The 23,642-nt window shown below is 63.6% G+C and carries 19 protein-coding genes and 2 rRNA genes; 11 read left to right on the top strand and 10 right to left on the bottom strand.

Going from position 1 to position 23,642, the window contains the following annotated elements:
* Nucleotides 1-133 precede the first annotated feature (133 nt).
* Both DK842_RS04700 and rrf read left to right on the top strand, forming a co-directional pair.
* A 23S ribosomal RNA gene (locus DK842_RS04700) occupies nt 134-3,023 on the top strand.
* 125 nt (nt 3,024-3,148) lie between these two features.
* Nucleotides 3,149-3,263 (top strand): 5S ribosomal RNA (gene rrf / locus DK842_RS04695).
* A gap of 130 nt (nt 3,264-3,393) precedes the next feature.
* Here the strand turns inward: rrf and gabD are convergent.
* From gabD to DK842_RS04665, 6 genes are all read right to left on the bottom strand, one after another.
* Complete coding sequence (gene gabD, locus DK842_RS04690) at nt 3,394-4,854, bottom strand: NADP-dependent succinate-semialdehyde dehydrogenase (protein WP_114060318.1); 1,461 nt, start codon at nt 4,852-4,854, stop codon at nt 3,394-3,396.
* Between the two features lie 69 nt (nt 4,855-4,923).
* Nucleotides 4,924-6,189 (bottom strand): 4-aminobutyrate--2-oxoglutarate transaminase, encoded by a 1,266-nt coding sequence (gene gabT / locus DK842_RS04685; RefSeq protein ID WP_114060317.1) that lies wholly within the window; start codon nt 6,187-6,189, stop codon nt 4,924-4,926.
* Nucleotides 6,190-6,368: 179 nt separating this feature from the next.
* Nucleotides 6,369-7,679: a TolC family outer membrane protein gene (locus tag DK842_RS04680; protein ID WP_114060316.1), complete on the bottom strand. Its 1,311-nt coding sequence runs from the start codon at nt 7,677-7,679 to the stop codon at nt 6,369-6,371.
* Nucleotides 7,676-10,765, bottom strand: coding sequence for an efflux RND transporter permease subunit (locus DK842_RS04675; protein ID WP_114060315.1), 3,090 nt, complete (start codon nt 10,763-10,765; stop codon nt 7,676-7,678). Before DK842_RS04675 ends, DK842_RS04680 begins: the two co-directional genes overlap by 4 nt.
* Before the next feature lie 10 nt (nt 10,766-10,775).
* On the bottom strand, nt 10,776-11,843 hold the full coding sequence (locus DK842_RS04670) for an efflux RND transporter periplasmic adaptor subunit (RefSeq protein WP_114060314.1): 1,068 nt from the start codon (nt 11,841-11,843) through the stop codon (nt 10,776-10,778).
* Nucleotides 11,840-12,505 (bottom strand): TetR/AcrR family transcriptional regulator, encoded by a 666-nt coding sequence (locus DK842_RS04665; RefSeq protein WP_114060313.1) that lies wholly within the window; start codon nt 12,503-12,505, stop codon nt 11,840-11,842. Before DK842_RS04665 ends, DK842_RS04670 begins: the two co-directional genes overlap by 4 nt.
* A gap of 167 nt (nt 12,506-12,672) precedes the next feature.
* Between DK842_RS04665 and argB the strand changes: the two genes are divergently transcribed.
* Both argB and DK842_RS04655 read left to right on the top strand, forming a co-directional pair.
* The gene (gene argB, locus DK842_RS04660) at nt 12,673-13,542 is read left to right on the top strand and encodes an acetylglutamate kinase (RefSeq protein WP_114060312.1); all 870 of its coding nucleotides are present in this window, start codon (nt 12,673-12,675) and stop codon (nt 13,540-13,542) included.
* A gap of 97 nt (nt 13,543-13,639) precedes the next feature.
* A complete protein-coding gene (locus tag DK842_RS04655) occupies nt 13,640-14,074 on the top strand; it encodes a CBS domain-containing protein (RefSeq protein ID WP_114060311.1) in 435 nt (144 codons plus the stop codon).
* Between the two features lie 51 nt (nt 14,075-14,125).
* Here the strand turns inward: DK842_RS04655 and DK842_RS04650 are convergent, their stop codons facing one another.
* Entirely contained in the window at nt 14,126-14,908 is a 783-nt protein-coding gene (locus DK842_RS04650) for an IclR family transcriptional regulator (RefSeq protein WP_114063609.1), read from the bottom strand.
* Nucleotides 14,909-15,040: 132 nt separating this feature from the next.
* On the opposite strand from DK842_RS04650, the gene DK842_RS04645 reads away from it, so the two are divergent.
* From DK842_RS04645 to ylqF, 7 genes are all read left to right on the top strand, one after another.
* Nucleotides 15,041-16,228: an acyl-CoA dehydrogenase gene (locus DK842_RS04645; RefSeq protein ID WP_114060310.1), complete on the top strand. Its 1,188-nt coding sequence runs from the start codon at nt 15,041-15,043 to the stop codon at nt 16,226-16,228.
* A gap of 219 nt (nt 16,229-16,447) precedes the next feature.
* Complete coding sequence (locus tag DK842_RS04640; protein WP_114060309.1) at nt 16,448-17,638, top strand: CaiB/BaiF CoA transferase family protein; 1,191 nt, start codon at nt 16,448-16,450, stop codon at nt 17,636-17,638.
* A gap of 101 nt (nt 17,639-17,739) precedes the next feature.
* A complete protein-coding gene (locus DK842_RS04635) occupies nt 17,740-19,359 on the top strand; it encodes an electron transfer flavoprotein-ubiquinone oxidoreductase (RefSeq protein WP_114063608.1) in 1,620 nt (539 codons plus the stop codon).
* A 327-nt stretch (nt 19,360-19,686) separates the two neighbouring features.
* Nucleotides 19,687-20,226, top strand: a complete 540-nt coding sequence (locus DK842_RS04630) for a hypothetical protein (RefSeq protein WP_114060308.1) — start codon at nt 19,687-19,689, stop codon at nt 20,224-20,226.
* 16 nt (nt 20,227-20,242) lie between these two features.
* Nucleotides 20,243-20,587, top strand: a complete 345-nt coding sequence (locus tag DK842_RS04625; RefSeq protein ID WP_114060307.1) for a DUF4870 family protein — start codon at nt 20,243-20,245, stop codon at nt 20,585-20,587.
* A gap of 208 nt (nt 20,588-20,795) precedes the next feature.
* Entirely contained in the window at nt 20,796-21,008 is a 213-nt protein-coding gene (locus tag DK842_RS04620; protein WP_103902068.1) for a DUF3820 family protein, read from the top strand.
* Nucleotides 21,009-21,010: 2 nt separating this feature from the next.
* Nucleotides 21,011-21,952: a ribosome biogenesis GTPase YlqF gene (gene ylqF / locus DK842_RS04615; protein ID WP_114060306.1), complete on the top strand. Its 942-nt coding sequence runs from the start codon at nt 21,011-21,013 to the stop codon at nt 21,950-21,952.
* Between the two features lie 235 nt (nt 21,953-22,187).
* Here ylqF and DK842_RS04610 read toward each other — a convergent pair whose 3' ends face one another.
* The 3 genes from DK842_RS04610 to DK842_RS04600 are packed head-to-tail and all read right to left on the bottom strand — an operon-like array spanning nt 22,188 to nt 23,630.
* The gene (locus DK842_RS04610; protein ID WP_114060305.1) at nt 22,188-22,646 is read right to left on the bottom strand and encodes a DUF3592 domain-containing protein; all 459 of its coding nucleotides are present in this window, start codon (nt 22,644-22,646) and stop codon (nt 22,188-22,190) included.
* Nucleotides 22,646-23,086 carry a Holliday junction resolvase RuvX gene (gene ruvX / locus DK842_RS04605; protein ID WP_114060304.1) on the bottom strand — a complete coding sequence of 147 codons (441 nt, stop codon included), beginning with the start codon at nt 23,084-23,086 and terminating at the stop codon, nt 22,646-22,648. The genes DK842_RS04610 and ruvX overlap by 1 nt, the downstream gene beginning before the upstream one ends.
* On the bottom strand, nt 23,070-23,630 hold the full coding sequence (locus tag DK842_RS04600; protein WP_114060303.1) for a YqgE/AlgH family protein: 561 nt from the start codon (nt 23,628-23,630) through the stop codon (nt 23,070-23,072). The genes ruvX and DK842_RS04600 overlap by 17 nt, the downstream gene beginning before the upstream one ends.
* Nucleotides 23,631-23,642: the final 12 nt, after the last annotated feature.

Genomic DNA, 23,642 nt, shown 5'->3' with positions numbered 1-23,642 from the left:
CTGCATGTTGAATGAATCGTCATCTTGGGTATTTGATTGTATCTAAGGCTGCGTCGCCATATCAAAAGGGGCGGTGCAGTCGTCGCACAAACACTCTCTGTTGTTGCGGTAATTTAGGTTACTGAAATGATAGGGTCAAGCGACTAAGTGCATCTGGTGGATGCCTTGGCGATCATAGGCGATGAAGGACGTGTAAGCCTGCGAAAAGCGCGGGGGAGCTGGCAATAGAGCTTTGATCCCGCGATGTCCGAATGGGGAAACCCCTCCGCAAGGAGATCCCTGACTGAATCCATAGGTCAGAGGAGGCGAACTCAGCGAACTGAAACATCTAAGTAGCTGAAGGAAAAGAAATCAACCGAGATTCCGTAAGTAGTGGCGAGCGAACGCGGAACAGCCTGACTGTGTTATGAGTTGCGTTAGTGGAAGGTTCATGGAAAGGACCGCCATAGTGGGTGATAGCCCCGTACACGAAAACGCATCGCAAGAACTAGGCAGTCGACAAGTAGGGCGGGACACGAGAAATCCTGTCTGAAGATGGGGGGACCATCCTCCAAGGCTAAATACTCATGATCGACCGATAGTGAACCAGTACCGTGAGGGAAAGGCGAAAAGAACCCCGGGAGGGGAGTGAAATAGAACCTGAAACCGGATGCATACAAACAGTGGGAGCGGACTTGTTCCGTGACTGCGTACCTTTTGTATAATGGGTCAGCGACTTACGTTCAGTAGCAAGCTTAACCGAATAGGGGAGGCGTAGGGAAACCGAGTCCGAATAGGGCGTCTTAGTTGCTGGGCGTAGACCCGAAACCGAGTGATCTATCCATGGCCAGGATGAAGGTGCGGTAACACGCACTGGAGGTCCGAACCCACTAGTGTTGCAAAACTAGGGGATGAGCTGTGGATAGGGGTGAAAGGCTAAACAAACTCGGAGATAGCTGGTTCTCCCCGAAAACTATTTAGGTAGTGCGTCAAGTATCACTTCCGGGGGTAAAGCACTGTTATGGCTAGGGGGTCATTGCGATTTACCAAACCATGGCAAACTCTGAATACCGGAAAGTGCGAGCTTGGCAGACAGACAGTGGGTGCTAACGTCCATTGTCAAGAGGGAAACAACCCAGACCGCCAGCTAAGGTCCCAAATGATCAGTTAAGTGGTAAACGAAGTGGGAAGGCCTAGACAGCCAGGATGTTGGCTTAGAAGCAGCCATCATTTAAAGAAAGCGTAATAGCTCACTGGTCGAGTCGTCCTGCGCGGAAGATGTAACGGGGCTCAAACTGATAACCGAAGCTGCGGATGCACAGTTTACTGTGCGTGGTAGGGGAGCGTTCTGTAGGTCTGTGAAGGTGTCTCGTAAGGGATGCTGGAGATATCAGAAGTGCGAATGCTGACATGAGTAGCGATAAAGCGGGTGAAAAGCCCGCTCGCCGAAAGCCCAAGGTTTCCTACGCAACGTTCATCGGCGTAGGGTGAGTCGGCCCCTAAGGCGAGGCTGAAAAGCGTAGTCGATGGGAAACGGGTTAAAATTCCCGTACTTTTGTGTAGTGCGATGTGGGGACGGAGAAGGTTAGGTCATCAGACTGTTGGAATAGTCTGTTTAAGCCGGTAGGCGTGAAGGGTAGGCAAATCCGCTCTTCTTTAACGCCGAGAAGTGATGACGAGGGTCTACGGACCTGAAGTGACTGATACCACGCTTCCAGGAAAAGCCACTAAGCTTCAGCTACACAAGAACCGTACCGCAAACCGACACAGGTGGGCAGGATGAGAATTCTAAGGCGCTTGAGAGAACTCAGGAGAAGGAACTCGGCAAATTGATACCGTAACTTCGGGAGAAGGTATGCCTGTTGAGGTGTAGTCCCTTGCGGATGAAGCTTTGACAGGTCGCAGAGAATCGGTGGCTGCGACTGTTTAACAAAAACACAGCACTGTGCCAACACGAAAGTGGACGTATACGGTGTGACGCCTGCCCGGTGCCGGAAGGTTAAGTGATGGGGTGCAAGCTCTTGATCGAAGCCCCGGTAAACGGCGGCCGTAACTATAACGGTCCTAAGGTAGCGAAATTCCTTGTCGGGTAAGTTCCGACCCGCACGAATGGCGTAACGATGGCCACACTGTCTCCTCCTGAGACTCAGCGAAGTTGAAGTGTTTGTGAAGATGCAATCTCCCCGCTGCTAGACGGAAAGACCCCGTGAACCTTTACTGTAGCTTTGCATTGGACTTTGAACAGACTTGTGTAGGATAGGTGGGAGGCTTTGAAGCCAGGACGCTAGTTCTGGTGGAGCCGTCCTTGAAATACCACCCTGGTGTGTTTGAGGTTCTAACCTTGGTCCGTGATCCGGATTGGGGACAGTGCATGGTAGGCAGTTTGACTGGGGCGGTCTCCTCCCAAAGTGTAACGGAGGAGTTCGAAGGTTACCTAGGTACGGTCGGAAATCGTGCTGATAGTGCAATGGCAAAAGGTAGCTTAACTGCGAGACCGACAAGTCGAGCAGGTGCGAAAGCAGGACATAGTGATCCGGTGGTTCTGAATGGAAGGGCCATCGCTCAACGGATAAAAGGTACTCCGGGGATAACAGGCTGATACCGCCCAAGAGTTCACATCGACGGCGGTGTTTGGCACCTCGATGTCGGCTCATCACATCCTGGGGCTGTAGCCGGTCCCAAGGGTATGGCTGTTCGCCATTTAAAGTGGTACGTGAGCTGGGTTCAAAACGTCGTGAGACAGTTTGGTCCCTATCTGCAGTGGGCGTTGGAAGTTTGACGGGGGCTGCTCCTAGTACGAGAGGACCGGAGTGGACGAACCTCTGGTGTACCGGTTGTGACGCCAGTCGCATTGCCGGGTAGCTAAGTTCGGAAGAGATAACCGCTGAAAGCATCTAAGCGGGAAACTTGCCTGAAGATGAGACTTCCCTGGAGGCTTGACCTCCCTGAAGAGTCGTTCGAGACCAGGACGTTGATAGGTCGGGTGTGGAAGCGCTGTGAGGCGTGAAGCTAACCGATACTAATTGCTCGTGAGGCTTGATCCTATCATTTGAGTGACTTAGAGAGCTAAGTGACGAAGATAGAGTGTGTGCGACACGATCAGATACCGAATATTCAGAATCAGAGAACATCTCTGGTTCAGGCTTCTTTCAGTTTGTGCCAGTTTATGTCTGGTGGCCATAGCGAGATGGTCCCACGCCTTCCCATCCCGAACAGGACCGTGAAACATCTTAGCGCCGATGATAGTGTGGCATTCGCCATGTGAAAGTAGGACACCGCCAGACGCCTCATACACAAGCCCAGCTCTATCGAGCTGGGCTTTGTGCTTTGTGGGAGGAGGTCAACGGGTATAAAAAATCCCCGCTGTTTCGACAGCGGGGATGGCGGAGAAATCCTGTTGACTGATAATTCGGCTCAGCGATCCAGCCCACCCAGCAGCACGTATTTGATCTCCATATAATCTTCGATGCCGTATTTGGAACCTTCGCGGCCCAGGCCGGACTGCTTGACGCCGCCAAACGGCGCGGCCTCGTTGGACAATAGGCCGCTGTTGACCGCCACCATGCCGTATTCCAGGCCTTCGGCCACGCGGAAGATGCGGCCGACGTCGCGGGCGTAGAAGTAGCTGGCCAGACCGAACTCGGTATCGTTGGCCAGACGGATCGCTTCTTCTTCGGTCTGGAAGCGGAACAGCGGCGCCAACGGGCCGAAGGTTTCCTCGCGAGCCACTTTCATGTCGCTGCTCACATTGGCAATCAGGGTCGGCTCGAAGAAGGTGTGGCCCAGCGCGTGGCGCTTGCCGCCGGCGATCAGTCGGCCGCCCTTGGCCAGCGCGTCGGCGATGTGCTCTTCCACCTTGGCCACCGCGTTGTGGTCGATCAGCGGGCCTTGGGTCACGCCTGCCTCCAGGCCGTTGCCCACTTTCAGCGTGGCGACGGCGGCGGCGAACTTCTCGGCGAAGGCATCGTAGACGCCGTCCTGCACGTAGATGCGGTTGGCGCAGACGCAGGTCTGGCCGGCGTTGCGGTATTTGGAGATCAGCGCGCCCTCCACTGCGGCGTCCAGATCGGCGTCGTCGAACACGATGAAGGGCGCGTTGCCGCCGAGCTCCATCGATACCTTCTTTACCGTGCCGGCGCATTGGGCGATCAGCTTGCGGCCGACTTCGGTGGAGCCGGTGAAGGAGAACTTCTTCACCGCGTCGTTGCCGGTCAGGACCGCGCCGATTTCGCTGGAGCCGCCGGTGATGACGGAGAATACGCCCGGCGGGATGCCGGCGCGCTCGGCCAACTCGGCCAGCGCCAGCGCCGACAGCGGCGTCTGGCTGGCCGGGCGGACCACCATGGCGCAGCCGGCGGCCAGCGCCGGCGCGGCCTTGCGGGTGATCATCGCGCTGGGGAAGTTCCACGGCGTGATGGCGGCGGTGACGCCTATCGGTTCCTTGGTGACCAGCACGCGGCGGTCGCCGGCGGGGCCGGGAACGATGTCGCCGTAAACGCGCTTGCCTTCCTCCGCATACCACTCGATATAGCTGGCGCCGTAGGCGATCTCGCCCTTGGCCTCGGCCAGCGGCTTGCCTTGCTCTGAGGTCAGGATGACCGCCAAGTCTTGCTGATGCGCCATGATCAGGTCGAACCAGCGGCGCAGGATGGCGGCGCGCTCCTTGGCGCTCTTGGCCTTCCAGGCCGGGAAGGCGCGCGCGGCGGCGGCGACGGCGCGCTCGGTTTCGGCGGCGCCCATCTTCGGTACTTGGCCGATTTTCTCGCCGGTAGCCGGATTGTGCACGGCGATGTGCTGGCCGCCGTCGGCGTCCAGCCATTGGCCGCCGAGATAGCATTGCTGGCGCAGCAGCGAGGAGTCTTGCAGATTCAACATTGCGAGTGTTCCTTGAGCAAGCGAGCGGACACGCCTTTCGGCGGGACCGCTCGGAGGGGTGTCGATGGATCAGGCTTTCAGTGCCGCTTCCAGCTTGCCCAGCGCCTCGGCGAAGATGTCGTCTTCGATGGTCAGCGGGAACAGGAAACGGACCACGTTGGCGTAGAGGCCGCAGGTCAGCAGGATCAGGCCGTTGGCCAAGGCATGCTGCTGCACTTTCTTGGCGAAGTCCGGGTCGGGCGTGTGGCTGCCGGGCTGGTTGAATTCGACGGCGATCATCGCGCCGAGTCCGCGCACTTCGGCGATCTGCGGCACGGCTGACTTGAGGCCGTTCAGTTTTTCTTTCAGCGCGTCGCCCAGGCGTTGGGCGCGCTCATTCAGCTTCTCGCTCTCGATCACGTCCAGCACGGCGTGAGCGGCTGCCAGCGCCAGCGGATTGCCGGCATAGGTGCCGCCCAAGCCGCCCGGGGCCGGCGCGTCCATCACTTCGGCGCGGCCGGTGACGGCGGACAGCGGGAAGCCGCCGGCCAGCGATTTTGCCATGGTGATCAGGTCTGGCACCGCGTCGAAATGCTCGCTCGCCAGCAGCTTGCCGGTGCGGGCGAAGCCGGTTTGCACTTCGTCGGCGATCAGCAGGATGCCGTGGCGGTCGCACAGCGCGCGCAGCGCCTTCACCCATTCGGCCGGGGCGGCGTAAAAGCCGCCTTCGCCCTGTACCGGCTCATAGATGATGGCGGCGACGCGCGCCGGGTCGATGTCGAACTTGAACAGTTTTTCCAGGCCGGCCAGCGAGTCTTGCACCGACACGCCGTGCAGCGCGTTCGGGTACGGCGCGTGGTAGACGTCGGAGGGGAAGGGGCCGAAGCCCAGCTTGTACGGCGCCACCTTGCCGGTCAACGCCATGCCCATCAGGGTGCGGCCGTGGAAGGCGCCGCCGAAGGCGATCACGCCGGGGCGGCCGGTGGCGGCGCGGGCGATTTTCACCGCGTTTTCCACCGCTTCGGCGCCGGTGGTGAACAGCGCGGTTTTCTTGGCGTGGCTGCCCGGAGTCAGCTGGTTGAGCTTTTCCGCCAGGCTGATGTAGGACTCGTATGGCACCACCTGATAGCAGGTGTGGCTGAAGCGGGATAGCTGCTCCGCCACTGCGGCTTCTACTTTCGGGTGCAGGTGGCCGGTGTTGAGCACGCCGATGCCGCCGGCGAAGTCGATGTAGCGCCGGCCCTCGGTATCCCATACTTCCGCGTTCTTGGCGCGGTCGGCGAAGAAACCGCACATCACGCCGACGCCCCGCGGGGTGGCGTCGGATTTGCGTTGCATCAGTTGCTGCTGGCTCATGGAAGTCTCCTCGGTGCCGGGCGATCGTGTCGCCGCCGCGGCGGGTCGAATATGGCGCCGGGATGGCCGGCGCGGCATCGGATCATTCTATGAGGGTGTTTAGCAAAAAGCTACGAGCGCCTTAAAAAATTAAACGCCTGTGGCGGAAGCGGCACAGGCGTTCTGGGGGCGTTCCGTGCTCAGCGCACGATCAATTGATTGACTTCGCCCAGGGTCTCCGGCTGCAGCTGGCCGGCGGATTGCGCCAGCGCCAGCTTGGCCGTCAGGTAGCTGTACTTGGCGTTGGCCAGCGTGGTGAGGGCAGTGTAGTAGGCTTGCTCGGCCTGCAGCAGATCGATGCTGGTGCGGATGCCTACTTCCTTGCCCAGGCGGGTGGATTCCACCTTGCTCTTGGCCGAAACCAGCAGTTGCTGCTGGGCGCGGACCAGCGCCGCGCCGTTGGTGACGCCCAGAAAGGCCTTGCGCACGTCTTCCTTCACCTGGCGGCGGGCGGCTTCCAGCTGGTCGCGCGCGGCATCGCGCTGGGCCACGGCTTCGCGCACCTGCGAGTTGATGCCGCCGCCGGCGAACAGCGGCAGCGTGACCGTGACGCCGACCGAGCTGCCGCGCGTGTGCTGCTGGTTGAACAGGCTGGGCTGATTGCTGATGGCGTCGTTGTAGCCGGCGGTGAGGTTGACCGTAGGCAGATGGTTGCCCCGCTTCTCGGTGATGGTCTGCTCGGTCAACTGCAGGTTTTGTTCGGCGTTCTGTATCTTCAAGCTGCCGCGCAGCGCCATGCCGACCCAGGCATCCAGCCCGGCGGGCTTGGGCGGGTCGAGAGGCAGTTGCTCGCGCACGCTCTGGATGGCGGAGGGCTCCAGTCCGGTCAGCCGCTTCAGATTGTTCTCGGCCAGTTCCAGGTTGTTGGCGTCGCTGATTTCCTGCGCCACCGCGCCATCGTAGCCCGCTTGCGCCTCATGAGTGTCGGTGATGGTGGCGGTGCCCACCTCGAACGCGGTCTTGGCCTGCTCCAGCAGGTTTTGATAGGTTTTCTTGCTGGCGCGGGTGGCGGCCAGCGTGTCGCGGGCGCGCAGCACGTCGAAGTAAGCCTGGGCGATGTCCAGGATCAGCTGCTGCTCGGCGGCGCTGAACGCGGTGTCGGCCAGCAGGGTGCCGATCTTGCCTTTTTGGTAGCCGGTGTATTTGCCGACATCGAACAACGGCTGCTGCACGCCGACATTGTAGCCGTGAGATTCATAGCGCCGCTGGGCGGACGAGGGCTGGATGGGGTTGGTGTAGCTGTAGTTGCCGCTGACGCTGGCCTGGGGCAGCAGCTGCGAGCGGCCCTGCACCAGTTTTTCCTGGCCGGCTTCGCGCTGGGCGCGGGCGGCGGCGAAGTCGGCATTGTAGTCGCGGGCGGCCTGCCAGGCGCCGACCAGATCGAAGGCCTGGGCCGGCAGCGCGGATCCCAGCGCCAGCAGGGCGATCAGAGTGAGGCTGTGATTCTTCATGTGTGCTCTTGTTCTTGCGGTTGGGCTGGAGGCTGCCGCTCGTCGCGGCCGACGCGGAACCATTGGGCGTACAGCGCCGGCAGGAACAGCAGGGTCAGCACGGTGGCCACCAGCAGTCCTCCCATGATGGCGACCGCCATCGGACCCCAGAACGTGCTGCGGGTCAATGGAATCATTGCCAGAATGGCGGCCAATGCCGTCAGCATTATGGGCCTAAAGCGCCGCACGGTGGAACCGACGATGGCTTCGAAGCGGTCTATGCCTTCGCGAATGTCTTGCTCAATCTGGTCCACCAGGATGACCGAATTGCGCATGATCATGCCCGACAGCGCGATCACGCCCAGCATGGCGACGAAGCCGAAAGGCGCGCGGAACAAGATCAGCGTCAGGGTGACGCCTATCATGCCGAGCGGCGCGGTCAGCACCACCATCAGCGTGCGCTGGAAACTGTGCAGCTGCAGCATCAGGAGTGTCAGAACTACAACAATCATCAAGGGCGCGACGGCGGCGATGGCGCGCTGCGACTTGCCGCTGGACTCCAGCACCCCGCCGGTTTCGATGTGGTAGCCCAGCGGCAGCGTGCGCTCCAGCGCCTGCATCTGGGGCTGCAGTTGGCCGGACACGTCCGCGCCCTGCACGCCGTCCACCGCATCGGCGCTGACGGTGATGGCAGGCAGCCGGTTGCGCCGCCAGATGATGCCTTCCTCCGGCTCATAGCGGATGTGCCCGATCTGCGACACCGGCACGAAACGGCCGCTGCCGGTCTGCACCATCAGGCTGCCCAGCGCGGCGACATTCCGCTGCTCGCCGGGATTGAGGCGGGCGACGATGGCGATGCTCTGGTCGTCTTCGCGGTAGGCGCTGACGGCGGAGCCGGAAATCAGCATTTGCAGCTGCTGCGACAGCTGCTGCGAACTCAGCCCCAGCGCGCTGGCCTTGTCCTGGTCGATGTCGATGCGCAGCGCCTTCACCTGCTCTCCCCAGTTCTGGTTCACGTGCAGCGTGGACGGATGTTTGCGCACCAGCGCCTCCACTTGGTCGGCGATCTTGCGCACCTGGTCGTGATCCGGGCCCATCACGCGGAACTGCACCGGGTAGCCGACCGGAGGGCCGTTTTCCAGCCGGGTGACCCGGCCGCGCACCAGCGGGAAGTCGTTGTCGAAGATGCCTTCCAGCCGCTTTTTCACGGCCTCGCGCACGTGCTCGTCTTTCGTCATCACCATCAGCTGGGCGTAGTTGGTGTGCTGCATCTGTTGGTCCAGCGGCAGGTAGAAGCGCGGGCTGCCGCTGCCGACATAGCTGGTGACGCTGATGACGTTGGCGTCGGCCTTGGCCAGTCTTTCCATCTTCTCCACCTGCTCCAGCGTGGCGTGGTAGCTGGCGCCGCGCGGCAGCCACATGTCCACCATCAGCTCGGGGCGGTTGGATGAGGGGAAGAATTGCTGCGCGACCAGCAGCCTGAACGCCAGCAGCGACAGAATGAAAACGCCCAACGTGGCGGCGATCACCGTCTTGCGGTGATCCAGGCACCACTCCACCGCGCGGCGGAAGCGCAGATAGAACGGCTTCTGGTAGACGTCGCGCTGTTCGCCGTGGTGCGGATGGCTGGACAGCAGCTTGTAGCCCAGGAAGGGCGTGAACACCACGGCGACGATCCACGACAGCACCAGCGCGATGCCCACCACGGCGAACAGACTGAACACGTATTCGCCGGCCATGGACTTGGCCAGGCCCACCGGCAGGAAGGTGGCGGCGGTGATCAGGGTGCCGGTCAGCATCGGAAAGGCGGTGCTGGTGTAGGCGAACGTGGCGGCCTGGAACTTGTTCCAGCCTTGTTCCAGCTTCAGCGCCATCATCTCCACCGCGATGATGGCGTCGTCCACCAGCAGGCCCAGCGCGATGATCAGCGAGCCCAGCGAAATGCGTTGCAAGTCGATATTGAAGAAGTACATGGCGAGGAAGGTCATCGCCAGCACCAGCGGTATGGACAGCGCCACCACCACGCCGGTGCGCAGGCCCAGGCTGAAGAAGCTGACGGCGAGCACGATCACCACCGCCTCCACCAGCGAGCGCATGAATTCGCCCACCGCGTCGTGCACCACCTTGGGCTGGTCGGACACGGCGTGGATCTCCACGCCCAGCGGCAGCTTGCTTTTGATGCGGGCGATGGCTTGGTCCAGGCCGGCGCCCAGTTTCAGCACGTCGCCGCCGCTCTTCATGCTGATGGCCAGCGCCAGCACCGGCTTGCCGTTGAAGCGCACGCTGGTGACGGGCGGATCGATGTAGCCGCGCGACACGGTCGCGATGTCGCCCAGCTTGAAGGTGCGGCCGCCGGCGCTGACCGGCGTGGCCGCCACCGCCGCCACCGAGTCGAACTTGCCGGTGGGGCGCACCCAGATGCGGTCGGTCGCGGTTTCATACGTGCCGGCCGGCGTCATCGCGTTTTGCTGCTGCAGCGCCTGCCAGATGGCGCGGCGGTCCAGTCCCAGGCTGGCCAGCTTGGCGCTGGACAGGTCGACGTGGATTTGCTGTTCCTGCTTGCCCAGCAGCTGCACCTTGGCCACGTCCGGCACCCGCAGCAGCTCTTGCTTGGAGGCCTCGACGTAGCGGCGCAGCTCCTCGTAGCTGAAGCCGTCGCCGCTGAAGGCGTAGATGTTGCCGAAGGTGTCGCCGAACTCGTCGTTGAAGAACGGTCCCTGCGCGCCGGCGGGCAAGGCATAGGCGATGTCGCCCAGCTTCTTGCGCACCTGGTACCACAACTGCGGCACGTTCTTGGGCGGCACGTCCTCGCGCAGCGACACGATCAGCAGGGTCTCGCCCGGCTTGGTGTAGCTTTGCACATAGTCGATCTCGCCCATCTCCTGCAGCTTTTCTTCCAGCTTGTCGGTGACCTGGCGCTCCATTTCCACCGTGCTGGCGCCGGGCCAGTTGGCTTGCACCAGCATCGCCTTGAAGGTGAACTCCGGGTCTTCCTTCTGGCCCAGCTGGGTGTAGGCCCATGCGCCTGCCAGCATCAGCATCACCATCAGGAAGCGCACCAGCGGCTGGTGCTGCAGCGCCCATTCGGACAGATTCAGTTTTTTCATCGCCGCGTCCTCACTGGCCCAGCAGCTTCACGCGCTGGCCTTCGCGCAGCAGATGCACGCCGGCGGTGACGATCTTGTCGCCGGCGCGCGCGCCTGAGGCGATCGACGCGCCGTCGCTGTCTATCGACGCCACCTCGACCGGCTTGCGGCTGACGCGCAGCGTCTTGTCGTCCACCGTCCAGACATAGTGCTTGCCCTGCAGGTCCAGAATCGCGGTCAACGGCAGTTTCAGCTCGCCGGAAACCCGTGCGGGCAGGGCGATGGCGGCGGTCATGCCCAGTTGCAGGCTGCGGCTGTCGCCGGACAGCGCGATGCGCGCCGGATAGGTGCGGGTGGCGGGATCGGCGTCGGCGGAAAGCTCGCGCAGCTTGCCCTCCAGCGGCGCGCCGCCCTTCCACAGCGTCACGCGGAAGCCGCCGGCCCGGCGCACCGCGTCCAATGCGTTTTCCGGCACCTGGATCGCCACTTCGCGCGGGCCGTCTTGCGACAGCTTGGCCACCGGCTGGCCGGCCGCCACCACCAGGCCGGGCTCGGCCTGCACCTGGCTGACCACGCCGTCGGCGTCGGCCGCCAGCGTCGCGTAGCCGGTCTGGTTGCGGCTGGCGTCCAGCGCCGCGCGCGCCTGCTTGAGCTTGGCCTGGGCGGCGTTGACGCCGTTCTGCTGCGCGTCCACCTGGGCCTGGCTGATGAATTGCTTGGCCAGCAGTTCGCGATAGCGTTTCAGATTGAGCTGCTGCTGGGCGAGGTCGGATTCGGCCGCCGCCAGCTGCGCCTGTTTGGCCGCCAGGTCCAGCTGGTAGTCGCTGGGATCCAGCCGCGCCAGCGGTTGGCCTTTCTTTACGCGTTCGCCGTTGTTGACGAGCTTGGCCGCCACTTTGCCGGCCACGCGGAAAGCGAGCTGGGTTTCATTGCGGGCGCGGATCTCGCCGGCGTAGCTGTCGCCGCCGATTTCCGCTTGGCCGCCGGCGACGATGTAGCGCACAGGACGGATGTCTTCGGGCGCGGCGGCCTTGTCCTGGCAGGCGGAAAGGGCCAGCGCGGCGATGAGCGCGAGGCCAAGGGCTTGAGGGCTTTTCATGAGCGGTCGTCCAGGGGCGAGGGCTGGTGCATGCCTTGCAATGTCAGTTGCAGAGAGGTCTTGAGAAATTCGAGCGGATTGGCCTTGATGCTGTCGCAACAGCCGGGCACCAGGGCGAAGGAATGGCTGAGTATCATCGTCATCATCATCGGCGCGGTCAGCGCGTCGATCGCGTAGTCGAGCGGCACGGGGCGGAACTCGCCGTTGTCCATGCCGCGCTGGATGATGTGGCCCAGCAAGTGGCGCGCCGGCAGGATGGCTTCGTCGTAATAGAAGCGGGTCAGCTCCGGGAAGTTGGTGGCTTCGGCGGCCATCAGCTTGCACAGGCCGGCGGCGCGGGTGGAGCCGATATGGGTCCACCAGTCGTCCAGCGCCAGGAACAGCAGCTCGCTGCTGCCGATGCCGTGAAGCTGGGCCAGCTGGGCGCTCATCGCATGCACGCGGGCGACGATGGTTTCGCGCACCACCGCCTTGAAGATTTCTTCCTTGTTCTGGAAGTACAGATAGGGCGTGCCCTTGGTGACGCCGGCGGCGCGGGCGATGTCTTCCATCTTGGTGGCGTTGTAGCCCTTTTCCACGAACAGGGTCAGCGCGGCGTCCAGGATTTCGCTGGGCCGGGCGTCTTTCTTGCGCTGCCAGCGCGAGGCTTGTGCTTGTGCCATCGTTGCATATCTGAATTATTGTTCAGTAATTGTCGACTCTAGGCCAATATGACGCCGCGCCGCAATTAATAAATAACAGTTCAGTAATTGGCTTGATTAAAATGCAACACATTGACCCCATTACGACGCCGCCCGGCCGGCGCGGCGCAAGCATCCTGGAGAAGGCCATGGCCACCGAAGCAGCAGAGAAAGCGCAGATCCTCGCAGAAGCCTTGCCCTATATCCGCGAGTTCGCGGGCAAGACCATCGTGATCAAGTACGGCGGCAACGCGATGACCGACGAGGCCTTGAAGGAGGGCTTCGCCAAAGACGTGGTGCTGCTCAAGCTGGTGGGCATCAACCCGGTGGTGGTGCACGGCGGCGGCCCGCAGATCAACGATCTCTTGACCCGGGTCGGCAAGCAGGGAGAGTTTATCCAGGGCATGCGGGTGACCGACGCCGAGACCATGGAGGTGGTGGAAATGGTGTTGGGCGGCCTGGTCAACAAGGAGATCGTGTCGCTGATCAACAAGCACGGCGGCAAGGCGGTGGGCTTGACCGGCAAGGACGGCCACTTCATCCGCGCCCGCAAGCTGTTTCTGAAGGCTGAAGGCGACGAAGCCATCGATATCGGGCAAGTCGGCGAGATCGAATCCATCGATCCGTCGCTGGTGTCGCTGCTGGACAGCCAGGACTTCATCCCGGTCGTGGCGCCGATAGGCGTGGGCCTGGATGGCGAAGCCTACAACATCAACGCCGATTTGGTGGCCGGCAAGCTGGCGGAAACGCTGCAGGCGGAAAAGCTGGTGCTGATGACCAACACGCCGGGCGTGCTGGACAAGCAAGGCCAACTGCTGACCGGGCTGACCGCGCAGCGCATCGACGAGCTGTTTGCCGACGGCACGCTGTCAGGCGGCATGCTGCCCAAGATCAGCTCGGCGCTGGACGCGGCCAAGAGCGGCGTCAACTCGGTTCATATCATCGATGGCCGGGTCAAGCACGCGTTGCTGCTGGAAATCCTCACCGCGGCCGGCGTGGGCACCATGATCCGCGCCTGAGCGCGGCTGTCCGGCGGACGTGGAGCCGCTTGCCGCGGTGGGCTATAGTAATGGCATGCCGCGCGCTCTGGCGCCGCGGGTCACAAGGGGAGGCAGCATGCAGACCGTGAGACAACTTCTGGACAGCAAACCCAATCGGGCGCTGGTGTACGTGACGCCGGACAGCACCGTGTTCCAGGCGCTGCAGGTGATGGCGGAGAACGATATCGGCGCGGTGCTGGTGATGGAGTCCGGCGACATCGTCGGCATTTTCTCCGAGCGCGATTACGCCCGCCGCATCGTGCTGCAGGGCCGCACCTCGGCCGGGACCAAGGTGCGCGACATCATGACCAGCCGCGTGGTGTACGTGACGCCGCAGCAGACGCTGGATCAATGCATGGCGCTGATGACGGAGAAGCGCATCCGCCACTTGCCGGTGATGGAGGACCAGACCGTGCTGGGCATCCTGTCCATCGGCGACTTGGTGAGGTCGACCATAGAAGAGCAGGAGCAGGTGATCAACCACCTGGTCCATTACATCCAGTCCGCCTGATTCCCCGCGCAATCCTGTCGACGGCCCGCCGAGAAGCGGGCCGTCGTCGTTTCAAGGCGATGGGCTTGCCGGCAGCGGCGAGATGCGCTGGCGCAGCGCCTGCAGCGCCGGCGCCACGCGCTGGCGCATCGCCGCCTCGTCGAAGGCGAAGGCCGGGCCGCTGGCGTTGAGCGCCATCGCCGGCTGGCCGGGCAAGAGCGCCGGCAGGTGGATGCCCACCGCCATCACGTCGGGCTCGTACTCGCCGAAGGATGCGGTGTAGCCATGGACGCCGTAGTCGGCGCAGGTCTGCAGCAGCCGCGAGCGCAATGCCGGCCAGTCGCTGCCGTGGCGTTCGGCCAGGAGCGGCAGCAGCGCCTCGCGTTCCTGCGGCGGCAGGCCGGCGAAGTAGGCCCGGCCGATCGCGGTGGTGGCCAGCGGCACCCGCGAGCCGGTGGCCAGCTGCACCGATACCCGGGCCTGGCTGCGGCAGGTTTCCAGATACACCATGTCGCTGCCGTCGCACAGCGCCAGGCTGACCGACACATTGTTGGCCAGCGCGAACTCCCGCATCAAGGGCGCGGCCGCCGCGCGCGCGTCGTAGCCGGCCAGCGCCGCCGACCCCAGCGCCAGCAGCGCCAGTCCCAGCTTGTATTGGCCGCCGTCCCCTTCCTGTTGCAGATAACCCAGCCGGGTCAGCGTGTAACTGAGCCGGGATACCGTGGACTTGGGCAGCCCGGTGCGGCGCGCCAGTTCCTGGTTGGACAGCGCGACCTCGCCGGGGCGGAACGCCGCCAGCACTTCCAGGCCTCGCGCCAGCGCGGTGACGAATTGGCGGTCTTCTTGTTGTTGCATCTTGTTCCCCATTGCGACAAAGAAATTGCCGCATGACAAATAAATCGCTTTACAAGCGCGCGGCAGAGTGTTTAGTCTATTTTGCATGGTGAAATTTAATTCCGCAATGCGGAACTGAGTGGGAGAAGGCAGATGGCAGCATCCACACAGCGCGCCCCGTTCGCTTGGGAAGATCCCTTGCTGTTGCAGGACCAGTTGACCGATGAGGAGCGGCTGGTGCGGCAAAGCGCGCACGAGTATTGCCAGGAGCGGCTGTTGCCGCGGGTGTTGACCGCCAACCGCGAAGAACGTTTCGACCGCGACATCATCAACGAGATGGGCGAGCTGGGCTTCCTCGGCTGCACGATAGAAGGCTATGGCTGCGCCGGTCTGTCGCATGTCGCCTACGGCCTGGTGGCGCGCGAGGTGGAGCGGGTGGACTCAGGCTACCGCTCGGCGATGAGCGTGCAGTCATCCCTGGTGATGCACCCGATCTGGGCTTACGGTTCCGACGCGCAGAAGGACAAGTACCTGCCCAAGCTCGCCAGCGGCGAATGGCTGGGATGCTTTGGCCTGACCGAGCCGGACTCCGGTTCCGACCCCGCCAGCATGAAGACCCGCGCCCGCAAGGTGGACGGCGGCTATCTGCTGTCCGGCAGCAAGATGTGGATCACCAATAGCCCGGCCGCCGACGTGTTCGTGGTCTGGGCCAAGGACGACGATGACGAGATTCGCGGCTTCATCCTGGAAAAGGGGATGAAGGGGCTGTCGGCGCCCGCCATCCACGGCAAGTTTTCCTTGCGCGCGTCCATCACCGGCGAAATCGTGATGGACGACGTGCTGGTGTCGGACGAGCAACTGCTGCCCGGCGTCAAAGGCCTGAAGGGACCGTTCGGCTGCCTGAACAAGGCGCGCTACGGCATCGCCTGGGGCGCGATGGGCGCCGCCGAGTTCTGTTGGCACGCCGCGCGCCAGTACACGCTGGACCGCCAGCAGTTCGGCCGGCCGCTGGCCGCCAACCAGCTGATCCAGCTGAAGCTGGCCAATATGCAGACCGAGATCGCGCTGGGGCTTTCCGCCGCGTTGCGAGTCGGCCGGCTGATGGATGAGGGGCAGGCCGCGCCGGAAATGATCTCGCTGATCAAGCGCAACAACTGCGGCAAGGCCTTGGACATCGCCCGCGTCGCCCGCGACATGCATGGCGGCAACGGCATCAGCGACGAATTCCATGTGATACGCCATGTGATGAATCTGGAGGCGGTCAACACTTATGAGGGCACGCACGACGTGCATGCCCTGATTCTGGGCCGAGCCCAGACCGGTATTCAGGCATTTGCCTGATAAGCCGGCGCGGCCGGAGGGCCGGCCGCGCCGTTGATTCCTGTCTGTCCTTTGTTGGCCCGGCCTTGCCGGGCCACTTTTTTTTCCGGCCGGAATTGCGAGGAGGGTGAGGGACAGTGCCTGGAATATCAGCGATTGCTACACTGAAACTGCCGGGACGGCGCGTGCGCGCCGCGAACGGGCGGCATCATCGACATCCAAAGCAGGGAGGCAGGCGAGATGGCAGGAGCGTTGTCGGGCATCAAGGTGGTGGACCTGAGCCGGGTGCTGGCGGGACCGTGGGCCAGCCAGTTGTTGGCGGACCTGGGCGCGGAGGTGATCAAGATAGAGAAGCCGGGCTGCGGCGACGACACCAGGCAGTGGTCGCCGCCCAGCCTGTCTGACGGCAAGGCCGCCTATTTTTTGTGCACCAACCGCGGCAAGCGCTCGCTGACGGTGGACATCGCCCAGCCGGCCGGCCAGGACATCGTGCGCAAGCTGGCGGCCGACGCCGATGTGGTGCTGGAGAACTACAAAGTGGGCGGCTTGAGGAAGTACGGGCTGGATTACGACAGCCTGAAGGCCGTCAACCCCAGGCTGGTGTATTGCTCGATCACCGGTTTCGGCCAGACCGGCCCCTACGCCAGCCTGGCAGGCTACGACTACATCGTGCAGGGCATGTCCGGCCTGATGAGCATCACCGGGCCGGCCGACGGCGAGCCGCACAAGGTGGGCGTGGCGGTGTCGGACCTGTTCACCGGCTTGTATGCCGCCAACGCGGTGCAGGCGGCGCTGATCGCCCGCGAGCGCAGCGGCGCCGGCCAGCATATCGACATGGCGCTGTTCGACTGCTCGCTGGCGATGTTGGCCAATGTCGCCTCCAACTGGCTGGTCGGGCATAATGTGCCGCCTCGGCTGGGCAACGCCCACGCCAATATCGTGCCCTACCAGGTGTTCGCCGCCTCCGACGGCTATTTCATCCTGGCCTGCGGCAACGACAAGCAGTTCGCCGAGGTGTGCCGGCTGATCGGCCAGCCGCAATGGGCGCGAGATCCCCGCTACGCCACCAATCCGCAGCGCGTCGCCCATCGCGTGCAACTGGTGCCGCTGCTGGCGCAAGCCTTCCGCCACCATGGACGCGATTACTGGCTGGCCGCGCTGGACAAGGCCGGCGTGCCCTGCGGGCCGATCAACAATGTGGCGGAGGCCTTCGACGATCCTCAGGCGCAGGCGAGGGAGATGCAGCTGGAGATGCGCGACGCCGCCGGACAGCAAGTGCCGCTGGTAGGGTGTCCGATCAAACTTTCCGGCACGCCGGTAGAGTACAATCTGGCCCCTCCCGCCCTGGGAGAACATACTGAGCAGATCTTGCGCGCGCTGGGTTACGTGGACTCGGACATTGTCGCATTGCGCAACAATGGCACCGTTTAAACGCTTGTTTGATTTTGACGGCGTGACATCTTCATAGCATGATGTCCGAAAAATCAACAGGTCCCAGCGGGCGCAAAGGAGAAACGGTGCAACGCGAATACATGGAATACGACGTGGTGATCGTCGGCGGCGGCCCTTCGGGCCTGAGCGCCGCGATTCGCCTGAAGCAACTGGCGGCCGAGCAAGGCCGCGACATCAGCGTCTGCCTGCTGGAGAAGGGCTCCGAGATCGGCGCCCACATCCTGTCCGGCGCGGTGATCGAGACCGGCGCGCTGGCCGAGCTGCTGCCCAACTGGCAGGAGCTGGACGCGCCGCTGAAGACGCCGGCATTGTCGGACCGCTTCCTCTACCTGACCGAGACCGAGTCCATCCAACTGCCCACCCCGCCGCAGATGCACAACAAGGGCAACTACATCGTCAGCCTGGGCAATTTCTGCCGCTGGCTGGGCCAGCAGGCCGAAAACCTGGGCGTGGAGATCTACCCCGGCTTCGCCGCGGCCGAAGTGCTGTACCACGCGGACGGCTCGGTCAAGGGCGTGGCCACCGGCGCCGTCGGCACCGGCAAGAACGGCGAGCTGGAAGGCGAGCCGGGCATGGAGCTGTGGGCGAAGCAAACCATTTTCGCCGAGGGCTGTAGAGGCTCGCTGACCAAGGCGCTGCTGCAGCGCTTCCAACTGACCGACGGCGCCGATCCGCAGACTTTCGGCATCGGCATCAAGGAATTGTGGGAAGTGAAGCCGGAAAACCACCAGCCCGGCCACATCACCCACACCGTAGGCTGGCCGATGGACACCGCCACCTACGGCGGCTCCTTCCTCTATCATCTGGAAGACAATCTGGTGGCGGTCGGCTTCGTGGTCGGCTTGGATTATAAAAATCCCTATCTGTCGCCGTTCGAGGAATTCCAGCGCTTCAAGACCCATCCGGCGATCAAGAAGACCTTCGAAGGCGGCCGCCGCGTGTCCTACGGCGCGCGCGCGCTGACCGAGGGCGGTCTGCAGAGCCTGCCCAAGTTGACCTTCCCCGGCGGCGTGCTGGTCGGCGACACCGCCGGCTTCCTCAACGTGCCCAAGATCAAGGGCACCCACACCGCGATGAAGTCGGCGATGCTGGCGGCGGAGGCGGTGTTCGAACTGCTGGGCGACGACGCGCAGGCGCAGGGCGGCGAGGCCAAGGCCTACTCGGCCAAGTTCAAGCAGAGCTGGGTATACGACGAGCTGTACAAGGTGCGCAATATCCGCCCATCCTTCCGCTGGGGCCTGTGGCCGGCGATGATCTATTCCGCGCTGGACACCTTCCTGTTTCGCGGCCGAGCGCCGTGGACGCTGCGGCACAAGCACGCCGACAACGAGGCGCTGCGCCCGGCCTACGAATTCAGCCCGATCGCCTATCCCAAGCCGGACGGCGTGCTGACCTTCGACCGCCTGTCGTCGGTGTTCATCTCCAACGCCAATCACAGCGAAGACCAGCCGGCGCATCTGAAGCTGAAGGACGCGTCGGCGCCCATCGCCATCAATCTGGCCCAGTACGACGCGCCGGAGCAGCGCTACTGCCCGGCCGGGGTGTATGAGATCGTCGGCCGGGACGAGGGCGCGCCCAAGCTGCAGATCAACGCGCAGAACTGCGTGCACTGCAAGACCTGCGACATCAAGGATCCGACCCAGAACATCGACTGGGTGACGCCGGAAGGCGGCGGCGGGCCGAACTATCCCAATATGTAAGTCGGCCATGCCACGACCCGAAGCCGGACGCCTCGCGCGGCCGGTTTTTTTTGCGCGCGCGCAAACGCCGCGTCGGTTGCGCTTGACGGCGGCGGCCATCGTTGGCAGCATGGTCGGCATGCTCGAACGAACCGTATTTTTCGCCCACGCCTATTATTGGTACCGCCCCTCCCGGCGGCGCCAGGGATAGGCTCGGCAGCGAGATACGCGAAGCCGTCGAGCAGATTACCGACCATGCCGCCGATTACCGGCGGCATTTGTCTTTTGAGCATCACACAGCAAATGGTCTCCGGAGCGGCGGCAAGCTTCCATCCAGGAGATAGTGCCATGAACGAAGTCAGCGACGCCCTTTCCCTCGCCACCAGCCGCAGCCTGCCTCAGACGGACTTGCCGCTGTACCCGGCCGCCCTGGCGACCGACGGCGAGGCGCTGGCTTATCGTCCGGGATCGCCGCAAGCCTTGCCGGAAGGCGGTTGCCTATCCGAGGCGCTGCTGCCGGAAATCCGCCTGCTGGCGCTGAGGCTGGCGCTGCGGCGAGGCTTGCCGTTCGGGCCCACCCCGGCCCGCATCGCCGAGCCGGCAGACTGGCTGGCGGCGCGCATCCTGCTGCTGGAGTGGAAGCAGGTGGAGCTGGCGCTGGACGAACTGACCCTGCTGGACGAGGCCAATCGCCGCGCGCGCGCATTGGCCGAGTCTCTGGCCCTGGCGTACCAGCCGGCTTTGCCGGTGCTGCTGCCGGCGGGGCGAGAGCCCGGCGCGATGCGCGGCTGGCGCGCGCAACCGCTGCCGCGCGGCGGCGTGGCCGAGGCCAGCCGCCGCTGCCGCGAACGATTGTCGGCCCGCTTTGCCGAACTGTCTGGACAATGAACAGGAGAGCATGCCCATGGAGCTGGAGCTGCACGACGAGAACGAGCGCAAGCTGAACAACCTTACGCTGGCGGTGTATATCCTGCAGGCGGTCAGCCTGCTGGTGGGCGTCACCGCGCTGGTAGGCGTGATCGTCAATTACGTGAAGCGCGACGAGGTGCGCGGCACGCTGTACGAAAGCCATTTCGAGTGGCAGATCCGCACTTTCTGGCTGGCGTTGCTGGGCTATGTCGTGGGTTTCGCCACCCTCTGGCTGCTGGTGGGCGGCGTGGTGCTGTTCGGGGTATGGGTGTGGTATATCTACCGGGTGGTCAAAGGCTTCCTGTACTTCAACGACCGCAAGCCGATGCCGGCGAAGTGAAAAGGCGGGCGCCAAGGCGCCCGCAAACGGCTCTGCGCGAACCGGTAAAAAATGGCCGGGTGGAGCCCGGCCTGGATGGCTATGGCGACATGCTACCCTCGGGCGGCATGCGCCGCCGCGAAACCCGCGGACCGCTTGCGCCACGTCAAGCCTGGCAGCAAGCCGCCGGCTTTGGCACAATGCCGCACCGCCATCTATATCTGCCATCATGCAAGCCGAAGACCTGATCGCCCTCACCACCCGCGCCATGCCCTTTGGCAAGCACAAAGGCACGCTGATTTGCGAGCTGCCGGGCAATTATCTCAACTGGTTCGCCCGCGAGGGCTTTCCGCCAGGCGAGATCGGCCGCTTGCTGCAACTGATGCAAGAACTCGACCACAATGGTCTGACTTATCTGCTGGACCCGATTAGAAAGCGTTGACAATGGCAATCCAATGGTTCCCCGGCCATATGAACAAGGCGCGCAAGGATGTCGCCGAGCGCCTGAAAGATATCGATGTCGTCATCGAGCTGCTGGACGCCCGTCTGCCGGCCTCCAGCGCCAACCCGATGCTGGCGCGCATGGCCAAGGGCAAGCCGCGGCTGATGATTTTGAACAAGCAGGACTTGGCCGATCCGGTCGTCACCGAGCAATGGCTAGCCTGGTACCGCGCCCAGAAGCAGACAGAGGCGCTCGGCATGGACGCCGGCGAACGCGCGCCGGCGCAGCGTCTGATCGCGGCCTGCCGCGCGCTGGCGCCGACCCGCGGCGGGTTGGAAAAACCGCTGCGGGTGTTGATTTGCGGCATTCCCAATGTCGGCAAGTCCACGCTGATCAACAGCATGTCCAGCCGCAAGATCGCCAAGACCGGCAATATGCCGGGCGTCACCAAGAACGAGCAGCGCATTATCCTGGCAGACGACTTCGAGCTGTATGACACGCCCGGCATGCTGTGGCCGAAGATCGAAGTGGAAGAGGGCGGCTACAATCTGGCCGCCAGCGGCGCGGTGGGCCGCAACGCCATGGACGAGGAAGAGGTGGCGCTGGAGCTGCTGAAATACCTGCTGGTCCATTACCGTTCCGAGCTGGCCGCGCGCTACAAATTCGACGAAGAAGCACTGGAGGGCGCGCAGGACTGGCAGGCGCTGGAACTGATAGGCAAGCGCCGCGGCGCGGTGTTGTCCGGCGGCCGCATCAATATGCAGAAGGCGGCGGAGATCGTGTTGACTGATTTTCGCGACGGCCAAACCGGCCGCATCACCTTGGAGCGCCCGGAAGAGTGGGCGGAGTGGGAAAAGCGCGCCAAGATTCTCGCCGCCGAACGAGCCATTCTGCGGGAAGAGAAGCTGAAAGAGAAAGAAGGCCGCAAGCAAGGCAGCCGCTGAGGTAGAGAAGCCCGGAGCATCCGGGCTTTTTTTATTGGCGGCGCGAAGGCGGCGCTGGCCAGGGAAATCTGCGCGGTTTGACGGATGCTCACGACGGGTCCCCCGGTGAATCAGCCTTCGCCGTTCGTATCGGGCAGTTTGTCAGTCGGACTCATTGGCTTCTGACAAAACAATGGCTTGTGCCAGATTTCAAACTGCGGGATGGGCCGTGCGGCAACGCCAAGCCAGGGGGCGCTCAGCCTCTGAGCCGCAGGGCGATGCCTGCGGCGGCGAACAGCAGCATCAGCAGCTGGCCGGCCCGCGTGCTCCAGTGCGCGCCGGCCTCCAGGCACGCTTGCTGAGGATTGGCCGGATGGTAGCGCACTTGCACCGCCGCGCCGGCCGGGTAGCGGCGGGCGGTTTCCTGCGCCAGCGTCGGGCTGCCGCCGAAACCGGCGTCGGGAATGCGGATGTTGCCGGCGCGATAGGTCTGGCCGTTTACTTGATAGCGGTAGACGACGTCGGCCCTGTATTCGCGCTGATCGCTGTGGCCGCCGCCGCGGCGCGGCCGCCATTCGACGGCGCTGCGCTCCACCCTGCCGGCGGCGATGGGCCAGTCGTGGGCGGCATTGGCCTGCTGGGCCGGTCGCCATAGCCAACAGAAACCTGAGATGCCGACGGCGATCAGCAATAAGGCGGCGAGCCTGGCCGCCATCAAACCTCGGCGCCTGGGTGCTCGAACCAGCCGGCGAGGATGGCCTGGGCGGCCACTTGGTCTAGCGCCGGTTTCTGCTTGCGCCCCTTCTTGACGCCGGCTTCTTCCAGCAGTTGCTCGGCGATCACCGAGGTGTAGCGCTCATCCACCAGCCACACCGGCAGGCCGAAACGGCCCTTCAGCCGATTGGCGAAGCGGCGGGACAGCGCCGACAGCGCGTGCTCTTCGCCGTCCGGGTGCATGGGCAGACCCACTACAAGCTGCTTGGGCTGCCATTCCGCTATCAGCTTGGCGATGGCGGCGAAGCGCTCGTCGGTGACGGCCGTGTCTATCGTGGCCAGCGGATGGGGAATGCCCAGCAGGGTATCGCCGACGGCGACGCCGATGCGGCGCTCGCCGAAATCGAAAGCCAGAGCGCTGCCTTCAGGCATGTCCGACATCCGACGACAGCAAGGAGGGATCGAAGCCCAGCAGCGCCATGGCGGCGTCGTAGCGTTCTTCGTAGGGCAGATCGAACACGATGGAGGTCTCGGCCGGCACCGTCAGCCAGCCGTTGTCGGCGATTTCCTTTTCCAGCTGTCCCGCTGACCAGCCGGCGTAGCCCAGCGAGATCAGCAACTGCTCCGGCTTGTTGCCTTCGGATACCGCCGCCAGCACGTCCTTGGAGGTTGTCAGCGCGATGTCGTCGGTGACCATCAGGCTGGACTGCCAGTTGCCGGCGGGCTGATGCAGCACGAAGCCGCGATCCGGCTGCACCGGGCCGCCGAAGTAGACCAAGCCGGTGCGGGTGTCTTCGTCGTCCAGCGGCAGGTCGATCTGGTCGAACAGCTGCGCCATGGCGATGCCGGACGGTTTGTTGATGATCAGGCCCATGGCGCCGTGTTCGCCGTGCTCGCACAGATAGACCAGCGACTTGGCGAACAGCGGGTCGGCCATGCCGGGCATGGCGATCAGGAAGTGATGGGACAGCGATAGGGATTCCATACGGCCATTATG

The sequence above is a fragment of the Chromobacterium phragmitis genome, from assembly GCF_003325475.1.
GTDB classification, from domain to species: domain Bacteria; phylum Pseudomonadota; class Gammaproteobacteria; order Burkholderiales; family Chromobacteriaceae; genus Chromobacterium; species Chromobacterium phragmitis.
This window is presented reverse-complemented; position numbering and strand designations above follow the sequence as displayed.

Excerpts from the sequence above, each read along its gene's own strand:
- DK842_RS04620 (WP_103902068.1), top strand. The coding sequence starts at position 20,796 with ATGCAAGCCGAAGACCTGATCGCCCTCACCACCCGCGCCATGCCCTTT.
- DK842_RS04640 (WP_114060309.1), top strand. The coding sequence starts at position 16,448 with ATGGCAGGAGCGTTGTCGGGCATCAAGGTGGTGGACCTGAGCCGGGTG.
- ylqF (WP_114060306.1), top strand. The coding sequence starts at position 21,011 with ATGGCAATCCAATGGTTCCCCGGCCATATGAACAAGGCGCGCAAGGAT.
- DK842_RS04665 (WP_114060313.1), bottom strand. The coding sequence starts at position 12,505 with ATGGCACAAGCACAAGCCTCGCGCTGGCAGCGCAAGAAAGACGCCCGG.
- DK842_RS04650 (WP_114063609.1), bottom strand. The coding sequence starts at position 14,908 with ATGCAACAACAAGAAGACCGCCAATTCGTCACCGCGCTGGCGCGAGGC.
- argB (WP_114060312.1), top strand. The coding sequence starts at position 12,673 with ATGGCCACCGAAGCAGCAGAGAAAGCGCAGATCCTCGCAGAAGCCTTG.
- DK842_RS04600 (WP_114060303.1), bottom strand. The coding sequence starts at position 23,630 with ATGGAATCCCTATCGCTGTCCCATCACTTCCTGATCGCCATGCCCGGC.
- DK842_RS04645 (WP_114060310.1), top strand. The coding sequence starts at position 15,041 with ATGGCAGCATCCACACAGCGCGCCCCGTTCGCTTGGGAAGATCCCTTG.
- gabT (WP_114060317.1), bottom strand. The coding sequence starts at position 6,189 with ATGAGCCAGCAGCAACTGATGCAACGCAAATCCGACGCCACCCCGCGG.
- DK842_RS04675 (WP_114060315.1), bottom strand. The coding sequence starts at position 10,765 with ATGAAAAAACTGAATCTGTCCGAATGGGCGCTGCAGCACCAGCCGCTG.
- DK842_RS04655 (WP_114060311.1), top strand. The coding sequence starts at position 13,640 with ATGCAGACCGTGAGACAACTTCTGGACAGCAAACCCAATCGGGCGCTG.
- DK842_RS04625 (WP_114060307.1), top strand. The coding sequence starts at position 20,243 with ATGGAGCTGGAGCTGCACGACGAGAACGAGCGCAAGCTGAACAACCTT.
- DK842_RS04635 (WP_114063608.1), top strand. The coding sequence starts at position 17,740 with ATGGAATACGACGTGGTGATCGTCGGCGGCGGCCCTTCGGGCCTGAGC.
- DK842_RS04610 (WP_114060305.1), bottom strand. The coding sequence starts at position 22,646 with ATGGCGGCCAGGCTCGCCGCCTTATTGCTGATCGCCGTCGGCATCTCA.
- DK842_RS04670 (WP_114060314.1), bottom strand. The coding sequence starts at position 11,843 with ATGAAAAGCCCTCAAGCCCTTGGCCTCGCGCTCATCGCCGCGCTGGCC.
- DK842_RS04630 (WP_114060308.1), top strand. The coding sequence starts at position 19,687 with ATGAACGAAGTCAGCGACGCCCTTTCCCTCGCCACCAGCCGCAGCCTG.
- DK842_RS04680 (WP_114060316.1), bottom strand. The coding sequence starts at position 7,679 with ATGAAGAATCACAGCCTCACTCTGATCGCCCTGCTGGCGCTGGGATCC.
- ruvX (WP_114060304.1), bottom strand. The coding sequence starts at position 23,086 with ATGTCGGACATGCCTGAAGGCAGCGCTCTGGCTTTCGATTTCGGCGAG.
- gabD (WP_114060318.1), bottom strand. The coding sequence starts at position 4,854 with ATGTTGAATCTGCAAGACTCCTCGCTGCTGCGCCAGCAATGCTATCTC.